Raw genomic sequence first — 24451 nt, 5'->3', positions numbered from 1 at the left:
CCCTACCGACCACCACGAACACCCCTCGAACACACCATCACCCAAGCATTCACCGACATACTCCACACCAACACCATCGGACTCGACGACTCCTTCTTCACCCTCGGCGGCGACAGCATCATGTCGATCCAGTTGGTCAATCGAGCCAGGGCGGCGGGTGTGGTGTTCACCCCGCGCGACGTGTTCGACCGCAAGACGGTCGCCGGGCTGGCCGAGGTCGCCGTCCGCGGCGGCACCGCGGCGACCGCGCTTCCGGCCGAACTGCCCGGCGGAGGCGTGGGGCCGATGCCGGTCACGCCGATCGTCCGGTGGCTGCTCGAGCGGGCGGGGTCGGGGTTCGGCCGCTTCTCGCAGGCGGTGTTGCTCGGACTGCCGCCGGGGATCGACCGGCAACAGCTGGTGGGCACGGTGCAGGCGGTACTCGATCGGCACGACATGCTGCGCGCGCGGCTGCGCCCGACCGACGATGGAAGCTGGGCGTGGGAAGCCTTACCCGCCGGGACGATTCGAGCCGAGGACGTCATCCGTCGGGTGGCGATGCCGGAAGCGCCGGGAAGCGCCGAGTTCCGTGCTTCTGCGGCGGCGGAATTGGACGCCGCCGCGGACCGGCTCGACCCGGGCGCCGGGGTCGTGCTGCAGGTGGTCTGGTTCGACCCGGTAGCCACGACGGAGCCGGGCCGTGCGCTTGTGGTGGCGCACCATACGGCCGTCGACGGAGTGTCCTGGCGGGTGCTGGTGCCGGATCTCGCGATCGCGTGGGCGCGGATCGAGTCCGGCGAACCACCCGAGCTGGCCCCGGTCGGGACGTCCATGCGCAGGTGGGCCCACGGGCTGGTCGAATCGGCCGCAAGCGCCGAGCGGCGCGCCGAATTCGGGTTCTGGAAAGCGATGGCCGCCGGAGACGATCCGGTGATCGGATCGCGCCCCCTCGACCCCGCGATCGATGTGGCCGCCACGGCCCGCACGGTCGAGATCGATGTTCCCCCCGAGGTGACCGAGGCGTTGTTGACCACCGTGCCCGCGGCATTCCACGGCGAGGTGAGCGACGGGCTGCTGGCCGCGCTGGCGGTGGCGGTGACGAAGTGGCGGCGCGAGCGCGACACGGTCGCGTCCGGCGATCTCGCGGACGTCGTGATCGGTTTGGAAGGGCACGGCCGCGAGGAGCGCGCGGTCCCCGGCGCGGATCTGGCCCGGACGGTCGGCTGGTTCACCACGAGTTTCCCGATGCGCCTCGACCTTTCCGGCATCGATGTCGACGACGCGACCGCGGGTGGACCCGCGCTGGGGGCAGCGGTCAAGTCGGTGAAGGAACAGCTGCGCAAGGTCCCGGACCACGGGATCGGCTACGGCTTGCTGCGGTATCTCAACACCGATACCGGACCGGAACTCGAGAGCATGCCGACACCGCAGATCGGGTTCAACTACCTCGGCCGCGTCGCCACGAAGGTGCCCGGAGGAGCACCGTCGGCCGGATGGCTACCGGTGGACGACGGCGGGGACCTCTCGGGCGCCGAGTTCACCGGTGCGCTCGATCCGGACCTGCCGATGTCGGCGGTGCTCGACATCAACGCCCTCGTCCTGGACGACGGTGACCGGCGGCGGCTGCGGGCGAGGTGGTCGTATCCGGCCGGGGTGCTCACCGCCGACCAGGTGCACGAGGTGGCGGAGTCGTGGCGCCGGGTACTGACCGCGTTGGCGGCATACAGCCGCCGTGCCGGGACCGGCGGACGGACGCCATCGGATCTGGACCTCGTCGATCTCACCCAGTCCGATATCGAGCGGCTCGAGACCGGATATCCGGCGCTGAGCGATGTTTGGCCGTTGACTCCGTTGCAGGAGGGATTGCTGTTCCATGCGCTGTTCGCCGAGGAGTCGGTGGACGCCTATGTGGTCCAGCTGGTCCTCGAACTGGGTGGGCGAGTCGATGCGCGGCGGCTGCGCCGAGCCGGGCAGGCGCTGCTGAACCGGCATGCGAATCTGCGCGCGGCGTTCGTCACCGACACCGGGCCGGTGCAGGTGGTCGACGAAGACCTCGAGGCGCCATGGACGGAGCTGGACCTGTCCGGGCTGGACGACGGGGAACGGGATCGAGAGTGGACTCGGCTGATGGCCGCGGACCGCGCGACGCGGTTCGACCCGTCGCGCGCCCCGCTGCTGCGCTGGATGCTGGTCACCACCGGGCCGGAACGCTTCCGGTTGGTGCTGACCAACCATCACCTGCTGCTGGACGGCTGGTCGACGCCGCTGCTCGTGAAGGAGTTGCTGGTGCTCTACGCCACCGACGGCGACGACGCGATGCTCCCTCGGGTCCGACCCTATCGGGACTTCTTGGCGTGGCTGGTGCGGCAGGACCCGACCGCCTCGCTCGACGCCTGGGCCCGTGCGTTCGACGGCGCCGACGAGCCGACCCTGATGGCTCCGTCCGACCCCCGCCGCCGCTACACCGAATCACGAGATGTCTTCGGCGAATTGACCGAGGAACAGACCGCCGACTTGACGAACCTGGCGCGGGCACGCGGAGTCACCCTCAACACCGTGGTCCAGACGGCCTGGGCGATCGTGTTGGGCGCCTTGACATCCCGGACGGATGTCACCTTCGGCACCACTGTCTCCGGACGGCCTCCGCAACTTTCGGACGTCGAATCGATGATAGGGCTGTTCGTCAACACGCTGCCGGTGCGTGTCCGGCTCGACCGCACCGAGAGTTTGGGGCAGCTGCTCGACCGGATGCAGGCCCAACAAGCCGCGCTGCTCGATCATCACTACGTGGGCCTGACCGACATCGAACGGGTGGCCGGGCCGGGAGCGGTGTTCGACACGATGACGGTGTTCGAGTCCTACCCGGTCGATCGTGGCGGGCTCACCGCGGACACCGATATCGCGGGCATGCGGCTGCTCGATGTGAGCGGCGCCGACGCGGCGCACTACCCGATCGGCGTGGTCGCCCAGGTCGACACGCGATTGCGTCTCGACATCAAGTACCTGCCCGATCTCTTCGACCACGACATGATGGATGCGACGCTGCGTCGAGTTCTGCGTGTGCTGGGCGCGGTCGCCACCGACCTGGATCTACCACTGTCCCGGCTGGATCTGCTGTCCTCCGCGGAATACCGCGAGTTGGCGCCGGTGGCGGGTCGTCCGGCGGTGTCGGCGCAGGTCTTGCCGGATCTGCTGGCCGCGGCGGTGGCGAACGATCCGGGTGCGGTCGCGGCGGTGTGCGGCGATCGCCGGTGGACCTACGGCGAACTGGATGCGGAGTCGAATCGGCTGGCACGCATGCTGATCGGGCTGGGAGCGGGGCCGGAGACGAGCGTCGCGGTCGGATTGCCGCGGTCGGTCGAGTCGGTGCTGGCGGTCTGGGCCGTGGCGAAGTCCGGGGCGGCGTTCGCGCCGATGGACCCCGAGTATCCGGCCGGCCGCATCGCGTACATGCTCACCGATTCGGGTGTGGCGGTGGGGATCACGCTGTCGCGGTGGCGGGATCGTTTCCCCGGATCGGTGCGATGGCTGGTGCTCGACGAACCGGCGGTCGAAGCGCAGCTGGCGGGATTCCCGGCAGCGCCGGTGAGCGACGACGAGCGAACACGGCCGGTGCGGGCCGACCACGCGGCGTACGTGGTCTACACGTCCGGGTCGACGGGAGAGCCGAAAGGGGTGGTGGTGTCGCACAGGGGGCTGGCGAATCTGGTGGACGATCAATGCGCGCGGTTGGGTGTCGGGCCGGGCACGCGGGTGCTGCATGCCGCGTCTCCGAGTTTCGATGCTGCGGTGCTCGAATACCTCTGGGCGTTCGCGACGGGCGGGCAACTGGTGATCGCGCCGCCGACGGTCTACGGTGGGGACGAGCTGGCGCAAATCTTGGCGCGGGAGCGGGTTTCGCACGCGGCGCTGACGCCAACGGCCTTGGCGACGGTCGATCCGGCCGGGCTCGGGGGCCTCGGTACGGTCGTGATCGGCGGCGAGGAGCCCCCACCGGAGTTGGTGTCGCGGTGGGCGCCGGGCCGGAGATTGTTCAACACCTACGGTCCTGCCGAGGCCACGATCCAGACCGACGCCGGGCGCCCGCTGGTGGCGGGTGAGGCCGTGACGACCGGCAGCCCGATCCGCGGGGTGCAGGAGATCGTGCTCGACACCTGGTTGCGGCCGGTACCGGTCGGAGTCGTCGGCGAGTTGTATCTGGCGGGTCCCGGTTTGGCGCGCGGCTATCGCAACCGGGTGGGCACGACCGCGTCTCGGTTCGTCGCGAATCCGTTCGCGGGGCCGGGGCAGCGCATGTACCGGACCGGTGACCTGGTGCGGTGGCTGCGGTCGCCGACCGGACATCTGACGCTCGACTACATGGGCCGGACGGATTCTCAAGTGAAGATCCGTGGTTTCCGCATCGAGCTCGGCGAGGTCGAATCGGCGCTGCTCGCATACGCGGGTGTGGCGCACGCGGTGGCAGCCGTGCGCCGAGGCGCGGTCACCGGCAACCGGTTGATCGGGTACGTGGTTCCCGAGGCCGGGGCCGAGCTCGACACGGACGCGGTTCGCGAGTTCGCCGCGGAGCGCTTGGCCTCGCATATGGTGCCCGCGACCGTCGTGGCGATCGACGCGCTACCGATGACGGCCAACGGCAAGCTGGACCGCACCGCTCTGCCCGAGCCCGACTTCACCCCTCGTGCCGGATCCCGGCCACCGGCCACCGAGCTCGAGACGACGCTGGCCGGACTGTTCGCGGAGGTGCTCGGACTCGACGAGGTCGGCGCGGACGATTCGTTCTTCGCCATGGGCGGCGACAGCATCATGGCGATTCAGCTGGTCGCGCGCGCCAAGGCGGCGGATCTGCTGTTCTCCGCGCGCGACGTGTTCGAGCACGGAACGGTCGCCGAGCTGGCCCGGGTCGCCGTGCGCGACAGCACCGAGGCCACCGCCCTGCCCGCCGAACTGCCCGGCGGAGGCGTGGGACCGATACCGCTGACGCCGATCATGTGCTGGATGTTCGAGCGCGGCGGCTTCGACCGTTTCAGCCAGTGGGCGATGCTCACGCTGCCTGCCGGTATCGACAGCGCCGGAATCGGCGCCACCGTCCAAGCGGTGCTCGAACACCACGACATGCTGCGAGCCCGGCTACGCCCGGACACCGCGCACGCGTCCGGCTGGGCGCTGCACGTATCGCCGACCGCCGCACCCGCCACGGGGCTGATCCGGCGCGTGGCGGTAACCGCGGCACCGGACAGCAGCGACTTCGCCGCGATCGCCGACGCCGAGGCGAACGCCGCGGCCGAGCGCCTCGACCCCGCGGCAGGAGTCGTGCTGCAACTGGTCTGGTTCGAGTGGGCGCGACAGCCGGGACGGCTGCTGATCGTCGCGCATCACCTGGTCGTCGACGGCGTTTCGTGGCGCATCCTGGTTCCCGACCTCGCGATCGCGTGGGCACAGATCAGCGCGGGTCAACCACCGCGGCTCGCGCCAGTCGGTACCTCGATGCGACGCTGGGCGCATGCGCTGAACACCGCCGGCGCACGGCGGGACGAACTCGACTGGTGGCGCTCCACACTCGACGTCGCGGACCCGCCGATCGGCGCACGCGCGATCGACCCGGCCGTGGACGTTCAGGCCACCGTCGCGACCGTCGAGGTGACGCTGCCCACCGCGGCGACTCGCGCGGTGCTCACCACGCTGCCGGAGGTTTTCCATGGCAACGTGGACGACGCGCTGATCGCGGGTCTCGCTCTGGCACTGACCCGGTGGCGGCGCGAGCGCGGCGACACCGCGCCGGAAACGCTGCTCACCCTCGAAAGCCACGGCCGCCACGACGCGGTGCTCCCGCGCGCCGACCTCTCGCGCACCGTTGGATGGTTCACCACCACATATCCGGTGCGACTCGACTTGTCCGGCATCGACATAGATGACGCGTTCGCCGCCGGACCCGCCGCCGGGGCCGTCGTCAAATCGGTCAAGGAACAACTCCGGCAGGTCCCCGATCACGGGATCGGCTACGGAGTGCTGCGATACCTCGACGCCGATACCGCCCGCATCCTGGGTGCGCTACCCATACCGCAGGTGAGCTTCAACTATATGGGCAGGTACGACACCATTCCCGCAGCGTTGCGCGAGGCCGGGTGGATGCCCGCCGGAGGCGGTGGAGTCCAGAACCCCGACTCGACCGTCGCGTCCCTGCTGGGAGTCAACGCGGTCGTCACCGACACCGCGGACGGGCCGGTTCTGACCGCCGCCTGGGATTATCCGACCGGCCCGCTCACCTCCGACGAGGTCACCGACCTCGCGGAACTGTGGCGCGACGCGGTGACCGCGATGGCCGACCACGCGTCCCGGCCCGGTGCGGGCGGGCTCACCCCCTCCGACCTCGACCTCCTCGATCTGGGCCAGGACACGATCGACCGGCTCGAGCGCCTGCACCCGGCTCTGGAGGACATCTGGCCGCTGACGCCGCTGCAGACGGGGTTGCTGTTCCACGCCCAGCTCGCGGACGGCGCCCTCGATGCCTACATCGTGCAACTGTGTATGGAACTCGGCGGACACGTCGACGCCGATCGGCTGCGCCGCGCCGCGCAGGCGCTCGTCGGACGGCACCCCAACCTGCGGACCGCGTTCGTGCGCGACGGCGCGGGTGAAGCGGTCCAGGTCGTGCACAAGCACGTCGACGTGCCGTTCACCCTCGTCGACCTGGCCGAGCACGAGGACTCCGCCGCCGAACTGGAGCAGTTCATGGCCGCCGACCGGCGCGCCAGCTTCGACGTGACCGCGGCGCCGCTGCTGCGAATGACGTTGGTGCGCATCGCCCCTGAGCAATACCGGCTGATGTGGAGCATGCATCACATCCTGATCGACGGCTGGTCGACGCCACTGCTGATCCGGGAACTGCTGACCCTCTACGCCTGTGACGACGACGCCACGGCGCCCGCTCCGGGCCGTCCCTTCCGTGACTACCTGACGTGGCTGCACGCCCAAGATCAGAGCGCGGCGGAAACCGCGTGGACGCGAGCGCTCGAGGGCGTGTCGGAGCCGACTCTCCTCGCTGTCGCGGATCGCGGCCGCAGGCACATCACCGCCACGCGCGAAGTGCGGGTCCAGCTGAGCGAACACCGCACCTCGGCCCTGGTCGCCACCGCACATCGGCAGGAGGTCACGCTCAACACCCTCGTTCAGGCCGCCTGGGGAATCGTGCTGGCCAACGCGACCGGCCGCGAGGACGTGGTGTTCGGCACCACCGTCTCCGGGCGCCCGCCCCAGATCGCCGGCATCGAATCGATGGTCGGGCTGTTCATCAACACGGTGCCGGTGCGGGTCCGGCTGGACCACCGGGAAACCCTCGCCCAACTGGTGCGGCGAATCCGGACCGAACAAGCCGCGCTGCTCGACCATCACCACCTGGGCCTGGCCCGGATCCAGCACATCGCCGGTCCTGGCGCGATGTTCGACACCGTGACGGCCTTCGAGTCCTACCCGATCGACTCGGCCGGATTGTCCGAAGACACCGATATCGCGGGAATGCGTGTCCTGGGTGTGCACGGACGGGATGCCGCGCATTATCCGCTCGGCCTGATCGTGCACCAGGGCGACAGCTTGCACCTGACCTTCAAATACTTGCCCGATCTGCTGACCCGACAGCAGATCGACGCCATCGCCGACCGGGTGCTGCGCGTACTCGACACCGTCGCGGAACACATCGACCTGCCGCTCACCCGGCTACAGCTGCTGTCGGAGGCCGAGCAGGCCGCGCTGGTGCCCGTTCGCGGGCCGCACGGGGCGGTGATGTCGGTGTTGCCGCAAGTGCTGACCGCCGCGATGGAACCGGAGACCGAGGCGGTGGTCTACGGCGACGCGCGACTGTCCTACCGCGAACTCGAGGAAACGTCGAACCGGTGGGCGCGGGTATTGATCGATACCGGGATAGGACCGGAATCGTTCGTGGCCATAGCCCTACCTCGCTCCATCGACGCCATGATCGCCGTGTGGGCGGTCGCCAAGACCGGCGGCGCGTTCGTCCAGGTGGAACCCAGCCATCCGCGCGAGCGCAGCACCACCATCCTGACGGATTCCGGTGCCACCGTGGGATTCACTCGCGAGCCCTACCGAAACCAGTTGCCGGACACCATCAGCTGGCTGACCCTCGACAGCCCCTCCTTCGCCGCGATGTCGGCAGCGGCATCCCCCGCGGCGATCAGCGATGCCGACCGAACTGCCCCACTTCGACCACAGCACCCCGCCTACCTGGTCTACACCTCCGGCTCCACCGGAACCCCGAAGGGCGTCGTGGTCACACACACCGGGATAGCGAACCTGGCCGCGGACACACGGGAACGGTTCGGCATCACTCCGTCCTCTCGGATACTGGCTGTCGCCTCGCCGAGCTTCGATGTCTCGATCCTCGAATGGATCAGCGCCGTCTGCGGCGGAGCCACGCTGATCCTCGCCCCCACACCGGTTGGCACCGGGCTGTCCGAGCTGGTCCGGGCGGAACACGTCACCCATGCCGCGCTCACCCCGACGATGCTCGCCGCGATGAATCCCGACGGACTCGAAACTCTGGTCATCGGCGGTGAGCCGTGTCCACCGGAGCTGGCGGCGCGATGGACGCCGGGCCGCACGGTGCTCATCAGTTACGGGGCCACCGAGACCACGGTCGTGAGCTGCGCGGGCACTCCGCTGTCCACCACCGTCGACGGCCCGATCGCCATCGGCGGCCCGATCCGCGGATTCACCGCCGTCGTACTCGATCGCAAGCTCCGCCCCGTTCCGTTCGGAGTGGTCGGCGAACTCTATCTGTCCGGACCGGGCCTCGCCCGCGGCTACCACAACCAACCCGCGACCACCGCGAGCCGATTCGTCCCCGCCCCGTACGGCCGGCCCGGGACGCGGATGTATCGCACGGGCGACCTGGTGGCGTGGACCGCCGACCGAAGACTGCAATACAAGGGCCGCAGCGACCTGCAGTTGAAGGTCCAGGGCAACCGCGTCGAACCCGGCGAGGTCGAATCCGCGCTGAGCAGCTACCCCGACATCGCCTACGCCGCGGTCACCGTGCACACCCGCCCCGACGGCACCGGCCAACTCACCGGCTACGTCGTACCGATGCCGCACACCACACCCGACACCGTCGCCATGACCACCTACCTCGCAACCCGCCTGCCCACCCACATGATCCCCACCGCCATCGTCGTCCTCGACCGGATCCCGCTCACCAGCACCGGCAAATTCGACTACAAAGCCCTGCCCGCGCCGGACCGCCCCCCGTTCCGTGCGCCGTCCACACCGCTGGAGGCCACCGTCTGCGAGGCGTTCGCGCGAACGCTCCAGCTCGAACGAGCCGGTTGCGACGACGGATTCTTCGCCCTGGGCGGCAACTCGCTGGCCGCCACCCGGCTGGTGGCGCGGTTGGAGGAGTCCACCGGGGTGCCCGTGCCGATTCAGTGGATCTTCAGCGACCCGACACCGCAATCGCTGGCCCGCCGCATCCAGGCCCGGCTGCACGGCATCGAGGAACCCGACCCCCATGACGCGCTCGCCGTCCTGCTTCCGCTGCGCGCGACCGGCGCGGAGCCGCCACTGTTCTGTGTCCACCCGGCCATCGGTTTGGCTTGGGGTTTCAGCGGACTCGTGCAGCACCTCGGCTCGGAGCGACCCGTCCACGGGCTGCAATCCCCGGCGCTGAGCGACCCCACCGCGCGGTTCGACACGCTCGACCAACTCGCCGCCCGCTACGTGCGGGAGATCCGGGCGGTCCAGCCGCACGGCCCCTATCACTTGCTCGGCTACTCATTGGGCGGCACCATCGCGCACGCGATCGCCGTGCGACTGCGCCGCGAGGGCGAACCCGTGGCCACCCTGGCGATGATGGACACGCGCGTAGTCGATGCGGGCAGCGCGCAAGCTCCCCTACCCACCCTCAGGGACCTGCTCGCCGAGTTCGGCGGCGTGGCCGGTTTCCGAATTCCGGCCGACTTCACCGTCGAGGCCGCGACCGACCTGCTGCACCGGCAGGGCGGTCTCTTCACCGCCCTCACGCCCGAACATCTGGCGGTTCTGCATGGCGACTACACCCGGCTCATCGACCTCACCCGGGATCATCGACCGGCACTCTTCGACGGTGATCTGCTCTACTTCAGCGCCGCCAACGGCCGCCCGGACGACGGCCCCACTCCATCTCTCGCGTGGCAGGAGTACCTCACCGGCAGCATTTTCGAACACCGCGTAGCCGTCCCGCACGAAAGGATGACCGACCCCGAGGCGCTACGCGTCATCGGATCAACCCTGACCGAGCATTTCCGCCGCACCCTCGTCCCCTCACCGGAGCCTCCGATCTCAGCAAGGACCAGCAGATGATGAACACCGACCCCATAGTCGGGACACGCTCCAGCGTCCAGCCGGTCAACCTTTTCGCTCCCGACGCGGAAACAGGCCTCGCCGACCACCCCAGGTTCGCCGAACTCCGTCGGTGGACCCGCGAATACCTGTGCCATCCCCACCCGGATCTCGGTCGGCCCGGCCCTGTGTGCCCCTACACCAGCCACGCCATCACGCACAGGTACCTGTGGGTCGCCTACTTCGATGGACACGACATCGATATCGGGCGCATCACCGCGATCGCCGACGATCTGTACGACCTGTTCCCGGCCCTGCCACCGCAGGAGACGCCCGAGTCACTGTTCAAGGCAGTTCTCGCGGTCTTTCCCGACCTCACCGACTACGCCTCGATCGACGCGGTGCAACGACAACAGAAAACCAAATTCGTCGACAAAGGTCTGATGATCGGGCAGTTCTATCCAGGTTGCACCTACCCCGGCCTGCACAATCCGGCGTTCCCGGCGCTCGACGCGCCCCTGCCCATCCTCGCGGTACGCCACATGGCCCCTACCGACTATCCGTTCCTCGTCGCGCGCCACGAATGGATCGATACCTACCTCAGGCTCTTCGCTCCTACCATTCCCGGATTCGTCGCCACGGCCATGTCCGTCAGACTCGAACAGGCAATCGACGCCCAGAAAGACACTTCGTGAGTCGGTGGTGCGAACGCCCGGTGACCACCGCCGAGCGGGTCCCGGCGACCGGCTGGACAGCGCTCAGTCCGCCACCAGTTCCACCGGGACCGCGATGACGTCGACCATGGCCCCGTTGCGCAGCACGGTGACCGGCAGTTGCACGCCGATCGACTCGGCGAACAGCTGCCGCTGAATCCCCTGCGCGTCACGCACTTGCGACCGCGCCACGCTCAGCACCAGATCACCGCGGCGCAGCCCGGCCAGCTCGGCGGGGCCGCCACTGACCACCTCCACGATGCGCACCCCGGCGGCCTGCCCGGTGCGCGCGGCGACCGGCTCGGGCAGCGGCGCGGGCACGCCGACCAAGCCGAGGTACGCGCGCCGGACGCGCCCCTCGGTGTGCAGCGTGCCGATGATCCGGCGCGTCGTCGCGTTGATCGGGATGGCGAGGCCGAGCCCGATGCCCGCGACCGCGGTGTTGACGCCGACCACCCGGCCGGCCGAGTCCGACAGCGCGCCACCGGAATTTCCGGGATTGAGCGCGGCGTCGGTCTGGATCACGTCCTCGATCACCCGGCCGGCGCGGCGGGACGCCACCGGAACCGCGCGCCCGAGCGCGCTCACCACGCCCGCGGTGACCGAACCCGCCAGGCCGAGCGGACTTCCCACCGCCACCACCAGCTGGCCGACCACCAACTGGTCGGCATCTCCGAGCGGCACCGCGTCCGGCGCGCCGGCGCGTACGCGCAGCACCGCGAGATCCGACAGGGGATCCACCCCGACGACGTGGAAGCGGGATTCCACCCCGTCGGCGAAGACCACCTCACCCGCGCGGGCCGCGCCGACGACGTGCGCGTTCGTCAACAGGAACCCGTCGTCGGTGAAGACCACCGCCGATCCGCTGCCCCGCCTGGTCCGCACGCTGGCCACGTGCGGCGTCACCGACGCCGCCACCGCGATCACCGTGCGGGAGTAGGCATCCATCGCGGCGTTGTCCACGCCGACCACCACCCTGTTTGCCGGAATTGCACTACTTCGTCCAGGATGCCCTCGTGCCGCGGACGACGCACGGTGTTCGCCGCAGGCGCAACCCGGCCGCGGGTGCACCGGGCGTGTCGCCGGGATACGGATCGCAGGTCCGGCACCGGCCACCGTTACGCCGTGGGCACCCGGTCGAGGAAACCGTGCACACTCGTGATCCGGTCGTCGGCTCCGAGGGAGATCACGTCCGAACCCGCGACCGGGGCGCTGCCGTCGGCCGCGGAGACCAGCTCCCAGGAGAAGCGGGCGATGTCGTGGTGGCCGTCGACCGCGCCGAGGCGACGGAACTCGAACCCGGGGAACTGCGCCTGCACGCCCCCGATGGCCGCCGTCAGCTGGGCGTGCCCGCGCACCTCCGCGAGCGGATCGGTGTACGCGCCGTCCTCGGCCCACGCGGCCGCCACCGCCGCGGCCCTGGCGTCCTCGTCGGTGGCGTTCCACGCGGCGAAGTACCGATCGACCGCTTCCTCGTAGCGCGACATAATGAATCCTCCTGTGCGGTAATGGTTTTCGTCAGCCGTTCGGGTCTTCCGATCGGCTGTCTCCAACCTTGCCGCGCCGCGCGCCCCGAGTCGATTACGCGCGAGGTAATGATCGCCGGAAAAGCGCGCGCGCCCGAGGGCTCAGCGCAGTAAGCCCCGCTTCTCGAGATAGGCCGATGGAATCACCACCGCCGCCAGAGCCAGCAGCACGGTGATCAAAAGGCTCACCTGCCAGGGCAATTCGGCGATGTCGAGGAGACCTGCGGCGTAGCAGCCGACGACCAGAACGGGCGGCAGGACGACCGCGGTGGTGACGGTGAACACCTTGACGATCTCGCGCTGCCGCACATTCAGGCAGATCGTCACGGATTGCTGCAAGAAGCGGACCTTGTCGTACGCCGAGCGCGCATACTGTCCCACCCCGTCGATGTCGTCGAGCAGGATGCCGATCGCCTCGTCGAGTTCCGCCTTCCCTGGTGACGTGTCGGCCATCAGATGTCGCGCGGCGCGGGCCAGCTGCCGCTGGGTCTCCTGAGTGCGCGAGACGGTGCGTTCGGTCGCGTTCATCCGCGATATCACGCCGCGCGGGTCGGCGAGCTCGATCTCGCGCCGGTCCCGGCCCGTGATCGTGTGCTCGATCTCGTCGCGCAACGCCTCCATGGCGTCACCCGCATGATGTAGCACCCGCTCCGACGCCTCGTTCAGCGCCCACAGCAGCGCGTACATCACGCCGTGCGCGGAACCGGCGAGCGCCGGGTCCCGGCGCATCTTCGCGACCGCCTTGTCGAAGGGGACGAAATGCTCGGACGGCTGCAGCGTCACGAGGAATTCACCGCCCAAGGCGAAGACGATCGTCTCCTGTTCGATGTTCTCGCCACGCTGGAATCCGGCCGTCACCGGAAAGTAGCGAAAGCTGTCGGTCTCCAGGACCTGATCGCGTGCGGACGTGAAGTCGATGCCGAGCCGTTCCCGCAGCACCGCCGCGGTGTCGGCGTCGTCGGCGGCGAGCGGAATCCAATGCTGCTGGAGCACTTCGGTATCGAAGCGGTCGGCGGTCACGGCACTGAGAAAGGTCGTCATCGACTACCGCTGCCCGCGGAACGAGCGCACCGAGGATCCGGCCTGCTGTCGCCGTTCCGGATCCGTTGTGCGAGGCGATGTTTCGGCCTTCTCGGGCAATGTGGCCATAGCGGGTGCTCCAATACTTGCTGTCGTGCGGGGCTGGCGCACTCCTCCGGTACCGAGGACGCACGCAGGGGCGAGCAGCGACGTGATCGGGCGGCGCCGCGGGTCGGTGGCCAGTATCGGCCGAACCCGGACGCGCCGCTCTTACGCGCCGGAGAGATGACGAAGGTGGAGGTCCGTACCGCGTCGGCCGATGGGCGCCGTTGCCCGGCGGGCGATCACGCACGCGGATCAACGACGCGCCGGCGCAACCTGTTTCGCGAGAGCGGCCCGGCTGTAGACGTCGATACTGTCATCCGGCATCTGCCGCTCACCTCGCTTCGTCGGTCGACCGGCGCACGAATTGCGCCATCCATCATTAGAAACCCGCCCATCGGGGTACGTCAATCAGTTGCGCAAGTGTTCGACAGCGCGCCACCCGATGGAAATCCAGCGACAGTGGCGAAGCAGACGACCGCGGACGACAGCGGTTTTCGGCGCCACGGCGGCGGCCACCTGGTTGCACAGCCGGTCACGGCCGTGCCACCCTACCGACAGTTTTGGAGGCGGACGTGACCCAGCACGGCGAGCCGCCGGGACCGATCCCGGCGGACCGATTGGCGGACGCCGCGGCGGTTTTCGGCATGCTCGCCGCCACCGCGCGTCTGCAGATACTCTGGCTGCTCGCGCAGGGCGAGCGCGACGTCGGCTCCCTCGCGGCCGTCGTCGGCCAGTCCGTGCCCGCCGTGAGCCAGCATCTGGCCAAACTGAAACTCGCCGGTCTGGTCCACGCCCACAAAGATGGCAGACGCCACGTCTACGCGATCACCGACCCCGACATCGCCGACCTCGTCCGCCTGGCCTTCCGCCACCACCGCGGACACCACGACTGACGCGGACGTCACTCCGCCACATCCACCCCGTACCGGCGCGCCAGTACCGCGAGATCCGTCGGATAACCCTGGCCCACCGCACGCAACCGCCAGACGTCGCCACGCAGGTAGACCTACGCCACGCCGTCGTACACCTGGCGGTCGACGCCCGCCCCGGACCACCCGACAGCACCGACGAGTTCCTGCAGGCTCGACACGGCGTGGCTGCTGGCCGCGTGGGCGGGGAATGACGTCGGATTCTCGCTGATCGCGACCCTCGCCGGAGGGACCGTGCCTGCGCTGTCGTGGTGTGAGTTGACGTTCCCGACCGCGCTGGCGCCGTGGTCGGCTACCGAGTCCGCACGACATGCCCGGCGGATCTGCACCGCCGACGCTCCGGGTGCCCGACTGCACCGGAAGCCGGCGACAGTCCCCATTCGTTGCTGAAGTGGTCGAACGTCCAGCTCGAGCGGTCGCGGATTCGGCCGCCTCGCCACTTCCGACGTCCCTTCCGCAGGTCGGCCGGACAGTGGGCGGCTCAGCCGTTCGCGCTGGACAGCGAACCCGTCCGCGGCCGGAACCCGGCGCGCGGCGCATCACCGGGTGCCGTGATCACCGAACCCGCCAGTAGGGTTGACCACGGCGTTGCCAGGCCGGATGCTCTTGGTTGGCCGAACAGCTCGAAACCGGACATGCGAGCGATCTTCATCGTCGTAGCGCCGAGTTGTGGCGGCGACGACGCCGGTGCGGACCTGCCCCGGTGTCCGGTACTCGAGGGGAGATTCGCGTGACCTACCGCCTGACCGATATCGATTGCGTGAGTGCGCGTGGGCACTCCGCGCTAGGGGGAACCCTGGCGATACAAGCGGTCTGGCGCTACGACCGTGCGGTGGATCTGGCGGCGCTCGAGCATTTTCATGAGGCGTTGCGGCACGGCAGGCTGGGCAGAGCGGTCGCGCCCGCGACGATCCCCGCCGCCGGGGACCGATGGACCACCCGAGTCGAATTCAGCCCGCTCGAGGTCGCGGACGAGCCCATTCCCTCGGGCGATCTGGAGGCCTGGATCGCCGAACAGGGAAATGCCGAGTTGCGTACCTTCGGCGGGCCCGCATGGCGGTTGGCGGCAACCCAGCTCGACAACGGGGAAAGCGCGGTGTCGCTGCTGGTTTCCCACACGCTCGCGGACGGCCAGGCGTTCTGCACGGCGATCACGGACGCCGTCGCGGGCAAGCGACTCGACTTGTCCTACCGCACCGATGAATTCGGCCGGATGCGCCTGCTCGCCGGTGATCTCCGCGATGCCGCGCGGCGAGCCAGGTCGTTACCCTCCGCCGCCGGTTTGGCGCTGCGATTGGCCGTCACCGGGCGCGGCGGCGGGGCCGGGCCCGCCGACGACGCGCCGGACTTCCGGCTTCCGACCGTCACCGCGACGGTCCCAGCGCAGCTGTGGCATGCGGCGGCACGGGCCCGAGGCGGAACCGGCACCACCCTGGCGGTGGCGATGATGACCGCCATCGCGACGGAGGTCGGCCGCACCGACGAAGAGGGCCGGGTTCGCATGATGATGCCGGTCAGCACCCGCACCGCCGACGATTTTCGGGCGAACGCTCTGACCTCCATCGCCTTCGAAATAGACGTACACGACGGCGCACCGGCCGACCTCGCTCCGCTGCGCGCGGTGATGAAGGAAAAGCTCACCGTGGCCGCGGCCAGCGGACAGGACGTCCCGCCGCTGGTCCCGATCGCGGTGGCGCTGCCGCGCGGACGGTATGCCCGGCTGGCGCGGCAAGCCGCCACCGACCCCACCTCTACGGTGTGCTCCAGCCTCGGCAAGCTCGACCCCGAAATGCTGCGCATCGACGGCCGCCCGGCCTCGGCGATGATGCTCGGCCTGGTCAATCAGAGCCTCGACTCGCGGAGCGTCGTGACCGAACGCGGCGGCACTCTGTACGTGGCGCTGGTCGAGGCCGCGGAGAAGATCACGATGCGCGTCATGGGGTTCCACCCGCCTGCCCTGCTGGACACCGAGCAGCTCACCGAGCTGGTGCGGTCCGCGCTCGCCGAGTACGAGCTCTCGGCGACCTTCTGGTAGCCCCCCGGCTTGTCACCGCGATGTGGCACGATCGCGTAAGTGACCAGCCGACCCGCCGCCACGCAGCACCTGCACGACCTCGCGCGGCTGCGCCGCGTTCGCGACCGCATCGATCGCGAGTACGCGCAGCCGCTGGACGTGGAGGCGCTCGCGCGCGACGCGCACATGTCGGCCGGCCACCTCAGCCGTCAGTTCCGGCTCGCCTACGGCGAGTCGCCGTACTCCTATCTGATGACGCGGCGCATCGAACGCGCGATGTCGCTGCTGCGTCGTGGCGACCTCAGCGTCACCGAGGTGTGCTTCGCGGTCGGCTGCTCGTCGCTGGGCACCTTCAGTACCCGCTTCACCGAGTTGGTCGGTGTGCCGCCGAGCGTCTACCGGCGCGAGGCGGCCCGCGCCACGGCGGGGATGCCCTCGTGCGTGTCGAAACAGGTGACCAGACCGATCAGGAATCGAGAAGCACCGGTTACCGAGCCGCAATTAGCCTGACTGCCATGGACATCACCATTCACGCGAGCTTCCTGCCGCACGACGACGCGGACGCGGCCCTCGCTTTCTACCGCGACATCCTCGGCTTCGAGGTCCGCAACGACGTCGGGTACGAAGGGATGCGCTGGCTCACGGTCGGCCCCGCCGGCCAGCCGGAAACCTCCATCGTCCTGCATCCGCCGGGCGCCGATCCCGGCATCACCGACGACGAGCGCCGCACCATCACCGAGATGATGGCGAAGGGCACCTATGGCGGCATCCTGCTGGCAACCAAGGATCTGGACGGCGCTTTCGATCGGCTGGCGGCCAACGACGCGGAGATCGTCCAGGAGCCGACCGAGCAGCCGTACGGGGTGCGCGACTGCGCCGTCCGCGATCCCGCGGGCAACCTGATCCGCATCCAGCAGCGGCGCTGACCCGCCCGGCGCGAACTGATCGAACCGAGCCCGGCGACGCCGACCGCGCAGGCGGCCCCGCCCGACAGATGGAGACACGATGAGCACGGCCACGACGACGGACACGCGGTCGCCCGCGCCGCACGCCGCGGACAGCCACGACCTGATCCGCGTGCACGGCGCGCGCGAGAACAACCTCGAGGATGTCAGCATCGAGATCCCGAAGCGACGGCTGACGGTGTTCACCGGCGTCTCCGGCTCGGGCAAGAGCTCACTGGTGTTCAGCACGATCGCCGCGGAGTCGCAGCGGCTGATCAACGAGACCTACAGCGCGTTCGTCCAGGGCTTCATGCCGACGCTGGCACGGCCCGAGGTCGACGTGCTCGAGGGGCTGACCACCGCGATCATCGTCGATCAGCAACGCATGGGTTCCGACCCGCGATCCACCGTCGGCACCGCCACCGACGCCAATGCCATGCTGCGCATTCTCTTCAGCAGGCTCGGAAAGCCGCACATCGGCTCGCCCCAGGCTTTCTCCTTCAATGTCGCCTCGATCAGCGGGGCGGGCGCGGTCACGACCGAGCGTTCCGGAAAAACCGTGAGGGAGCGCCGCAGCTTCAGCATCACCGGCGGGATGTGCCCGCGCTGCGAGGGCCGGGGCTCGGTGTCCGATATCGACCTCACCCAGCTCTACGACGATTCCAAGTCGCTCGCCGAGGGCGCGTTCACCATTCCGGGCTGGAAGTCGGACAGCTTCTGGACCGTGCGGGTCTACGCGGAGTCGGGTTTCGTCGATCCGAACAAGCCGATCCGCAAGTACACCAAGAGGGAGATGCAGGACTTCCTCTACAAAGAGCCCACCAAGGTGAAGATCGAGGGGGTCAACCTCACCTACGAGGGGCTGATCCCCAAGATCCAGAAGTCGTTCCTGGCCAAGGACCGGGAGGCGATGCAGCCGCACATCCGGGCGTTCGTGGACCGCGCGGTCACCTTCACGACCTGTCCCGAGTGCGACGGCACCCGGCTCACCGAAGCGGCGCGCTCGTCGAAGATCGCGGGCATCAGCATCGCCGACGCCTGCGCGATGCAGATCAGCGACCTCGCCGAATGGGTCGGCGGCCTGAGCGAGCCGTCGGTGGCGCCGCTGCTGGGCGCGCTGCGGCACACTCTCGACTCGTTCGTGGAGATCGGGTTGGGCTACCTCTCGCTGGACCGGCCCTCCGGCACACTGTCGGGCGGTGAGGCCCAGCGCACCAAGATGATCCGCCACCTCGGCTCCTCGCTCACCGACGTCACCTACGTCTTCGACGAGCCGACCATCGGCCTGCATCCCCATGACATCCAGCGGATGAACAACCTGCTGCTGCGGCTGCGGGACAAGGGCAACACGGTGCTCGTCGTGGAGCACAAGCCGGAGACCATCGTGATCGCCGACCATGTCGTCGACCTCGGGCCGGGGGCGGGCACGGCGGGCGGCACCGTCTGCTTCGAGGGCAGCGTCGAGGGGCTGCGGTCCAGCGGCACTGTCACCGGCCATCATTTCGACGACCGGGCCGCGCTCAAGGCCACCGTGCGCGAGCCGAGCGGCAAGCTCGAGATCCGCGGCGCGAAAGCGAACAACCTGCGCGATGTCGACGTCGACATTCCGCTGGGTGTGCTCGTCGCCATCACCGGCGTGGCGGGGTCCGGCAAGAGTTCGCTGGTGCACGGGTCGATCCCCGCGAGCGAAGGCGTGGTCGCGGTGGATCAGGCGCCCATCCGCGGCTCGCGGCGCAGTAATCCGGCGACCTACACCGGATTGCTCGAGCCGATCCGCAAGGCGTTCGCCAAGGCCAACGGGGTGAAGCCCGCGCTGTTCAGCGCCAATTCCGAAGGAGCGTGCCCCACCTGCAACGGCGCGGGCGTCGTCTACACCGACTTGGGGATGATGGCGGGTGTCGCCACCACTTGCGAGGAGTGCGAGGGCAAGCGATACCAGGCGTCGGTGCTGGAATACCACCTCGGCGGCCGCGACATCAGCGAAGTGCTCGCGATGTCGGTGCTCGAGGCCGAGGAGTTCTTCGGCACCGAGGCCGCGCGCACCCCGGCCGCGCACGCCATCCTGAGCAGGCTCGCCGACGTCGGGCTGGGCTACCTCAGCCTGGGTCAGCCGCTGACCACGCTGTCCGGCGGCGAGCGGCAACGGCTCAAGCTGGCCACGCGCATGGCCGAGAAGGGCGGCGTCTACGTCCTCGACGAGCCCACCACCGGCCTGCATCTCGCCGATGTCGAGCAGTTGCTCGGCCTGCTCGACCGGCTCGTCGACGCCGGCAAGTCGGTCATCGTCATCGAACACCACCAAGCGGTCATGGCGCATGCGGACTGGATCATCGACCTCGGTCCCGGGGCGGGACACGACGGCGGCCGGGTCGTATTCCAGGGCACTCCCGCCGACCTCGTCGCCGCCCGCTCCACCCTCACCGGCGAACATCTCGCGGCCTACGTCGGCGCCTGACCGGGCGCTCGCGAGCAGGGTGGCGGCGATCGACGCCGCTACCCTGACCCGAGAACGCGAGCCGTCAAGGCGAGCACGCCCTCCCGATGGCGTTGCGGGGAGGTCATGTCGGTGATCTCCGGACGCATGCTCGCGAAGATCGCCATGGCCAGGAACTCCGCGTCGGCGTCCGGGACGACCTGGGCGATCAACTCCGCCAGCAGCGCGCGCCACGGCGCCCAGGTCTCGGACCGGCAGCCGTCGGGCAGGGCGCGCGTCAACGGTTGCAACTCGACCACCGTGAGGTCGAACACCGTGGCGACGAACGTCAAGATCCGCTCGTCCACCGGCACGGCGGGATCCGCGGCTAGGTCGCGAACGGCCGCCCAAGCCCGTCCGGTCCGGTCGTCGAACAGCGCGCGAATCAGCCCTTCGCGGTCGGTGAATCGGCGGAACAGCGTGCCCTTCCCGACTCCCGCGGCTGCCGCGATCTCGTCCATGCAGACGTTGTCGCGCTGCTCATCGCAGATCAGACGCCCGGCTACGGCGAGGATCGCGGCCCGGTTGCGTTCGGCGTCGGCGCGCATCGCTGACCTCCAGTTGACATAAGCGGACCGATAGTCCGTATCATAGCGGCACGCTAAACGGACCGATAGTCCGCATCCGGAAAGGTGAGATCCCATGCGCGCAGTCCGCTATCACGAGTACGGCGACCCGGAAGTGCTGCGAGTCGAGGAGGTCGACGATCCCACGCCGGGCGAGGGCGAGCTGCTCGTCCGAGCCACGGCGACCGGAGTCAACTACTTCGAGGTGCAGGTGCGCGCCGGGGTGGTCCCGGATCCGCTCGGCCTGCCACTGCCGCACACGCCCGGCATCGAAGTAGCCGGGACGGTGGCCGCGGTCGGTCCCGGCGTCGAGACCCGCCGCATCGGCGAAAGAGTGGTCGGCACGGTCGCCTCCGGCAGTTACGCGGAGCTGGTGCGCATTTCGGCAGCGGCGGCCGTACCGCTCGACGATCGCCTCGGCGAGCATCAGGCCCTCGCGCTGCTCGGCCAGGGCGCGACGGCCGTGGGATTGATCGAAGCCGCGGAGATCGGGCCTGAGGACACGGTTCTGGTGGAGGCGGCAGGCGGAGGAATCGGAACCCTGTTGATCCAGTTGGCCAAACGAGCCGGAGCCCGGGTCGTCGCCGGTGCGAGCGGGGCCGCGAAGCGGCAGCTGGCCGCCGACCTCGGCGCCGATGCCACCGTGGACTACACGCGACCGGGATGGACCGAGGAGGCCGGTCCGGTGTCGGTCGTGCTCGAGACCGTCGGCGGACAGACGGCTCGGGAGGCTTACAGCCTGCTCACGAAACCGCACGCCCGCATGGTGGTCTTCGGCTCGGCCAGCGGCGTCGCGGTCGAGATCAGCTCGGAGCAACTCCTACCGGTCGGCGCCTCGCTGATTCCCTTCAGCCTCGGATATCGCCCGCAACGGTGGCCGGAGCTGGCCCGCCGAGCCGAGGACCTCACGGTGCGCGGTGAACTCACCCCCGTCATCGGCACGGTGCTACCCCTGGCCGAAGCGGCGACCGCCCACCGGGCGTTCGAAGACCGCACGGCCATCGGGAAGACCATCCTCACCCCCTGACCGCGTATCGGAAACGTGCGGCCGTCGAGCTCGAACGGCTCACGGCAAGGTACGCCGACCGGCCGACGCGCGACAGCATCCGCACCGGTGGCGATGCCGCCGGTGCGAAATGCCGTCGAGGTGCCCGCGAACTTCCCGCGCGGCGCGTCAATCCCAGCTGTCGATCTTGACGTCGTGGGGATGCGGAGCGCCCTTCTCGGTTTCGATCAGCGATTTCAGGCTCAGCAGGTAGACCGCCCACTTGGTGCTGCAGTGGTGCATGAAGTCCACCGGCTCCTTCCACCCTCGGTGCGCGAAGAGCACGGTGGTGTAGTCGCCCGCCTGATCGAGGCTCCAGTCCACCTGGGTGCCGATCCACTCATCGGGCCCGCCGACCACCTCCCACAGCACTCGCTTTCCCGGGTCGAGCTCGCGTACCCGCATATCGAATCCCCCTGCCGCGAAGCGGAATTCGAGCAGGTCGCCGAGTTCGCCGCCGTTCCCCTTGGTATCGGCCGTCCACCACCCGGCGAGCCCCTCGGTGGTGGTCAAGGCGGCGTAGACCTCGTCCGCCGGCGACTCGATGCCCACTTTGTGCAGAATGTCCACCATTTCAGTTCCTCTTTCCATTGTTCTCGTAACCGCGTGATCTCACTGCTGGTCTTGTCTGCGCTGAATCGCCTCCGCGATGCGCTTGATACGCCGGAGCCTGGCATCCCACGCCGCCCCGACCGCGGACAACTGAGCGACCGCGCGCGCGAGTTGCGCCTCGTCCACCCGGTACCGCCGCTCCCGCCCGGCGGGCGTGCCGTGCACCAAACCGACGCGGTCGAGCACGACGAGATGTTTGGCGACCGCCTGCCGCGTGACGGGCAGCCGCTCACTGAGACTGGTGGCCGTGCCGTTCCCCTCCGCGAGGAGCAGATCGAGCATCCGCCTGCGCATCGGGTCCCCGATGGCGGACCACAGGTCATCGTCGACCGCGGCGGTCACGGCGTCGACACCAGCCGCACGATGTACTCCCCGAGGCGGGGGACGAAGGTGTCCCATCCCATGCTGTGGTCGCGGTACTGCTCCTCGAGTTTCGCCACCTCCCAACCCATTTCCCGGAACCCCGTCTCGGTGAGCCGGATCCTGGTACCCGCGCCCGACGGGATGAGTTCGAAAGTGACCAGCAGCGAGCCGGCGGAATCGTCGATCGCGCCGCCCGGATAGCACCAGCGGAACGAGAACAACCGCGGCGGCTCGGCCCGCACCACCCTGATCGGGACGACCTCGACCCGGTCGCCCCAGACGAGTTCGCCGACGGCACCGGGCGCCGTGTCGAACTCGGCGTCGTCGCTCCACCATTCCGAGATGTGCTCCGGACTGCTGACGACCTCGAAGACCACCTCGGGCGAGGCGTCCACGTGTATCTCGCGTTCGATGCTGCCGTACTCCATATTCAAACCTCCATATGCAACGTTTGGTTGCGCTTGACGTTAGTCGACCACGGGGCATAGCGCAACCATCGGTTGCACATGCGCGGTGCCCGGCAGACGACCGCCGCCTTCGACGTCGACCAGCTCACGGCCGACGTCGAAGGCGGCCCGCAGGCAAACCGGATCATCGACGCGGCCTTGGCGGAGTTCCGCGACCACGGCATCGACCGTGTCCGCATCAGCACTCGCCCGCCGCGCCAGCCTGCATCGCGCCACCGTCTACCGGGCCTTTCCCAGCAAGGACCTGCTCGTCACCACCGCGCCGACCCTGTGGTTGCGGCGCGTCCTGTCCGGCATCACCACCGCCGTCGCCGACTACACCGACGTCCGCGACCGCGCCGCCGAGGGCTTCGCGATCGCCCTGCGCACGCTGCGCGCCGACCCACTCACCAACCGCATCCCGCTCGCCGACGAAGGCGGGCAGCCCTTCGTCATCACCTACGGCGCGACGCTGCTCGCCGCCGCGCGGGCGTTCTTCGCCGATCAACTCCGCCGCGCCGACGACATCGGCGACAGCGATCCCGACGCGTCCGCCGAGATCGCCGCCCGCCTGTCCCTGACCCTCCTGCTCATCCCGGACAGCTACTTTTCCCTCGACACCGACGAAGACGCCCGCGCCTTCGCCCGCCACCACCTCATCCCCACCGCCCTCCGATAGCACCGGCCGCTCCGTACCCGCGTCGGTCGCCACCGCACTCGTCCCGGCCCGGCGCCCCGCTCGCTACACGGCTAGACGACAGCTCACTGGCGGCCGTCGGTGGCCGAACACGTGTCGGCGGCTCGCGTGGCGTCCTCGGCGGCTCGTGTGGCTTCGGCGGCGGCCGAGTCGGCATCTTGCGCCATCCGCAGGACTTTGTTCGCACGCTCGTTGGCCCGGGTCGCCGCGCTGGCGGCGAGAGCGTCCGCGGCACTGCGGATCCGCGCGGCACGGGCGCGACCGGCGTCGTCACCCGCATCGGCCGCCAGAAGGCCAGCACACTTCACGGAGTCGTTCACCGCGGTGGGGAACGCGGGCTCGGTGCGGTAGCGCTCGCGCAGATCCGAAGACGGGCTGCCCGGTTCCTCGTACCGCGCGGTGACAACGGCTTCGTCGGCCAGACCGCGCTCGTACGCGTTGGCAGCCTCGGCCAGATTCCGGGCGCGCGTGGCGGTTTCCCTCGCGGTGGCGGCGAGTGCGGCCGCGAACGTCGCGTCGGTGCGGGCGAGGCCGCACGCACCGGCCGCCGCGTCCGCACGCGCCGAATCGGCCAGACCGCGCGCGGGCGCGGCCCGCGCGCGGGCCGCGGCGCGGGAGGGGTCGCGGACTTCGTGGGGGGCGGGGTGGGCCAGGTCAGGGAAAGAGCGCGTCAGGTCGCTGACGGTGACG

At 69.5% G+C, this 24451-nt stretch carries 17 protein-coding genes and 1 pseudogene; 9 read left to right on the top strand and 9 right to left on the bottom strand.

Features of this window, described 5'->3' with window-relative positions:
- Nucleotides 1-36 precede the first annotated feature (36 nt).
- A complete protein-coding gene (locus ACWEH3_RS32805) occupies nucleotides 37-10329 on the top strand; it encodes an amino acid adenylation domain-containing protein (RefSeq protein WP_452358468.1) in 10293 nt (3430 codons plus the stop codon).
- Nucleotides 10326-11003: a DUF6875 domain-containing protein gene (locus ACWEH3_RS32800; protein WP_450024989.1), complete on the top strand. Its 678-nt coding sequence runs from the start codon at nucleotides 10326-10328 to the stop codon at nucleotides 11001-11003. The genes ACWEH3_RS32805 and ACWEH3_RS32800 overlap by 4 nt, the downstream gene beginning before the upstream one ends.
- A gap of 63 nt (nucleotides 11004-11066) precedes the next feature.
- Here the strand turns inward: ACWEH3_RS32800 and ACWEH3_RS32795 are convergent, their stop codons facing one another.
- From ACWEH3_RS32795 to ACWEH3_RS32785, 3 genes are all read right to left on the bottom strand, one after another.
- Nucleotides 11067-11969, bottom strand: coding sequence for a S1C family serine protease (locus ACWEH3_RS32795; protein WP_450025013.1), 903 nt, complete (start codon nucleotides 11967-11969; stop codon nucleotides 11067-11069).
- A 170-nt stretch (nucleotides 11970-12139) separates the two neighbouring features.
- Nucleotides 12140-12508 (bottom strand): nuclear transport factor 2 family protein, encoded by a 369-nt coding sequence (locus tag ACWEH3_RS32790; RefSeq protein WP_450024991.1) that lies wholly within the window; start codon nucleotides 12506-12508, stop codon nucleotides 12140-12142.
- 141 nt (nucleotides 12509-12649) lie between these two features.
- Nucleotides 12650-13588 (bottom strand): CorA family divalent cation transporter, encoded by a 939-nt coding sequence (locus ACWEH3_RS32785; protein ID WP_450024993.1) that lies wholly within the window; start codon nucleotides 13586-13588, stop codon nucleotides 12650-12652.
- 656 nt (nucleotides 13589-14244) lie between these two features.
- On the opposite strand from ACWEH3_RS32785, the gene ACWEH3_RS32780 reads away from it, so the two are divergent.
- From ACWEH3_RS32780 to ACWEH3_RS32760, 5 genes are all read left to right on the top strand, one after another.
- Nucleotides 14245-14565, top strand: a complete 321-nt coding sequence (locus ACWEH3_RS32780) for an ArsR/SmtB family transcription factor (RefSeq protein WP_450024995.1) — start codon at nucleotides 14245-14247, stop codon at nucleotides 14563-14565.
- A 766-nt stretch (nucleotides 14566-15331) separates the two neighbouring features.
- Entirely contained in the window at nucleotides 15332-16636 is a 1305-nt protein-coding gene (locus tag ACWEH3_RS32775) for a hypothetical protein (protein ID WP_450024997.1), read from the top strand.
- A 39-nt stretch (nucleotides 16637-16675) separates the two neighbouring features.
- Entirely contained in the window at nucleotides 16676-17125 is a 450-nt protein-coding gene (locus ACWEH3_RS32770) for a helix-turn-helix transcriptional regulator (protein ID WP_450024999.1), read from the top strand.
- 5 nt (nucleotides 17126-17130) lie between these two features.
- Nucleotides 17131-17541 carry a VOC family protein gene (locus ACWEH3_RS32765; RefSeq protein ID WP_450025001.1) on the top strand — a complete coding sequence of 137 codons (411 nt, stop codon included), beginning with the start codon at nucleotides 17131-17133 and terminating at the stop codon, nucleotides 17539-17541.
- Between the two features lie 79 nt (nucleotides 17542-17620).
- Nucleotides 17621-20014, top strand: coding sequence for an ATP-binding cassette domain-containing protein (locus ACWEH3_RS32760; protein ID WP_450025003.1), 2394 nt, complete (start codon nucleotides 17621-17623; stop codon nucleotides 20012-20014).
- Nucleotides 20015-20052: 38 nt separating this feature from the next.
- Here the strand turns inward: ACWEH3_RS32760 and ACWEH3_RS32755 are convergent, their stop codons facing one another.
- Nucleotides 20053-20580 carry a TetR/AcrR family transcriptional regulator gene (locus ACWEH3_RS32755; RefSeq protein WP_450025005.1) on the bottom strand — a complete coding sequence of 176 codons (528 nt, stop codon included), beginning with the start codon at nucleotides 20578-20580 and terminating at the stop codon, nucleotides 20053-20055.
- A 94-nt stretch (nucleotides 20581-20674) separates the two neighbouring features.
- On the opposite strand from ACWEH3_RS32755, the gene ACWEH3_RS32750 reads away from it, so the two are divergent.
- Complete coding sequence (locus ACWEH3_RS32750; RefSeq protein ID WP_450025007.1) at nucleotides 20675-21625, top strand: quinone oxidoreductase family protein; 951 nt, start codon at nucleotides 20675-20677, stop codon at nucleotides 21623-21625.
- A gap of 147 nt (nucleotides 21626-21772) precedes the next feature.
- Here ACWEH3_RS32750 and ACWEH3_RS32745 read toward each other — a convergent pair whose 3' ends face one another.
- From ACWEH3_RS32745 to ACWEH3_RS32730, 4 genes are read right to left on the bottom strand one after another with little or no spacing between them, the layout of a single operon-like run.
- Nucleotides 21773-22216, bottom strand: coding sequence for an SRPBCC family protein (locus ACWEH3_RS32745; RefSeq protein ID WP_450025009.1), 444 nt, complete (start codon nucleotides 22214-22216; stop codon nucleotides 21773-21775).
- 39 nt (nucleotides 22217-22255) lie between these two features.
- A complete protein-coding gene (locus ACWEH3_RS32740; protein ID WP_356968549.1) occupies nucleotides 22256-22597 on the bottom strand; it encodes an ArsR/SmtB family transcription factor in 342 nt (113 codons plus the stop codon).
- On the bottom strand, nucleotides 22594-23046 hold the full coding sequence (locus ACWEH3_RS32735) for an SRPBCC family protein (RefSeq protein WP_450025011.1): 453 nt from the start codon (nucleotides 23044-23046) through the stop codon (nucleotides 22594-22596). Before ACWEH3_RS32735 ends, ACWEH3_RS32740 begins: the two co-directional genes overlap by 4 nt.
- A 39-nt stretch (nucleotides 23047-23085) precedes the next feature.
- A complete protein-coding gene (locus tag ACWEH3_RS32730; RefSeq protein ID WP_452358467.1) occupies nucleotides 23086-23244 on the bottom strand; it encodes a hypothetical protein in 159 nt (52 codons plus the stop codon).
- Between the two features lie 10 nt (nucleotides 23245-23254).
- Here ACWEH3_RS32730 and ACWEH3_RS32725 point away from each other — a divergent pair, with 10 nt between their 5' ends.
- Complete coding sequence (locus ACWEH3_RS32725; protein ID WP_452358466.1) at nucleotides 23255-23743, top strand: TetR/AcrR family transcriptional regulator; 489 nt, start codon at nucleotides 23255-23257, stop codon at nucleotides 23741-23743.
- An 83-nt stretch (nucleotides 23744-23826) separates the two neighbouring features.
- On the opposite strand, the pseudogene ACWEH3_RS32720 reads toward ACWEH3_RS32725, so the two are convergent.
- Nucleotides 23827-24451: pseudogene (locus ACWEH3_RS32720) on the bottom strand (hypothetical protein); the annotation flags it as partial.

It is taken from the genome of Nocardia sp. NPDC004718, from assembly GCF_053601535.1.
Note: the sequence above shows the minus strand (reverse complement) of the source record. Positions and strands in the feature narration are given on the sequence as shown.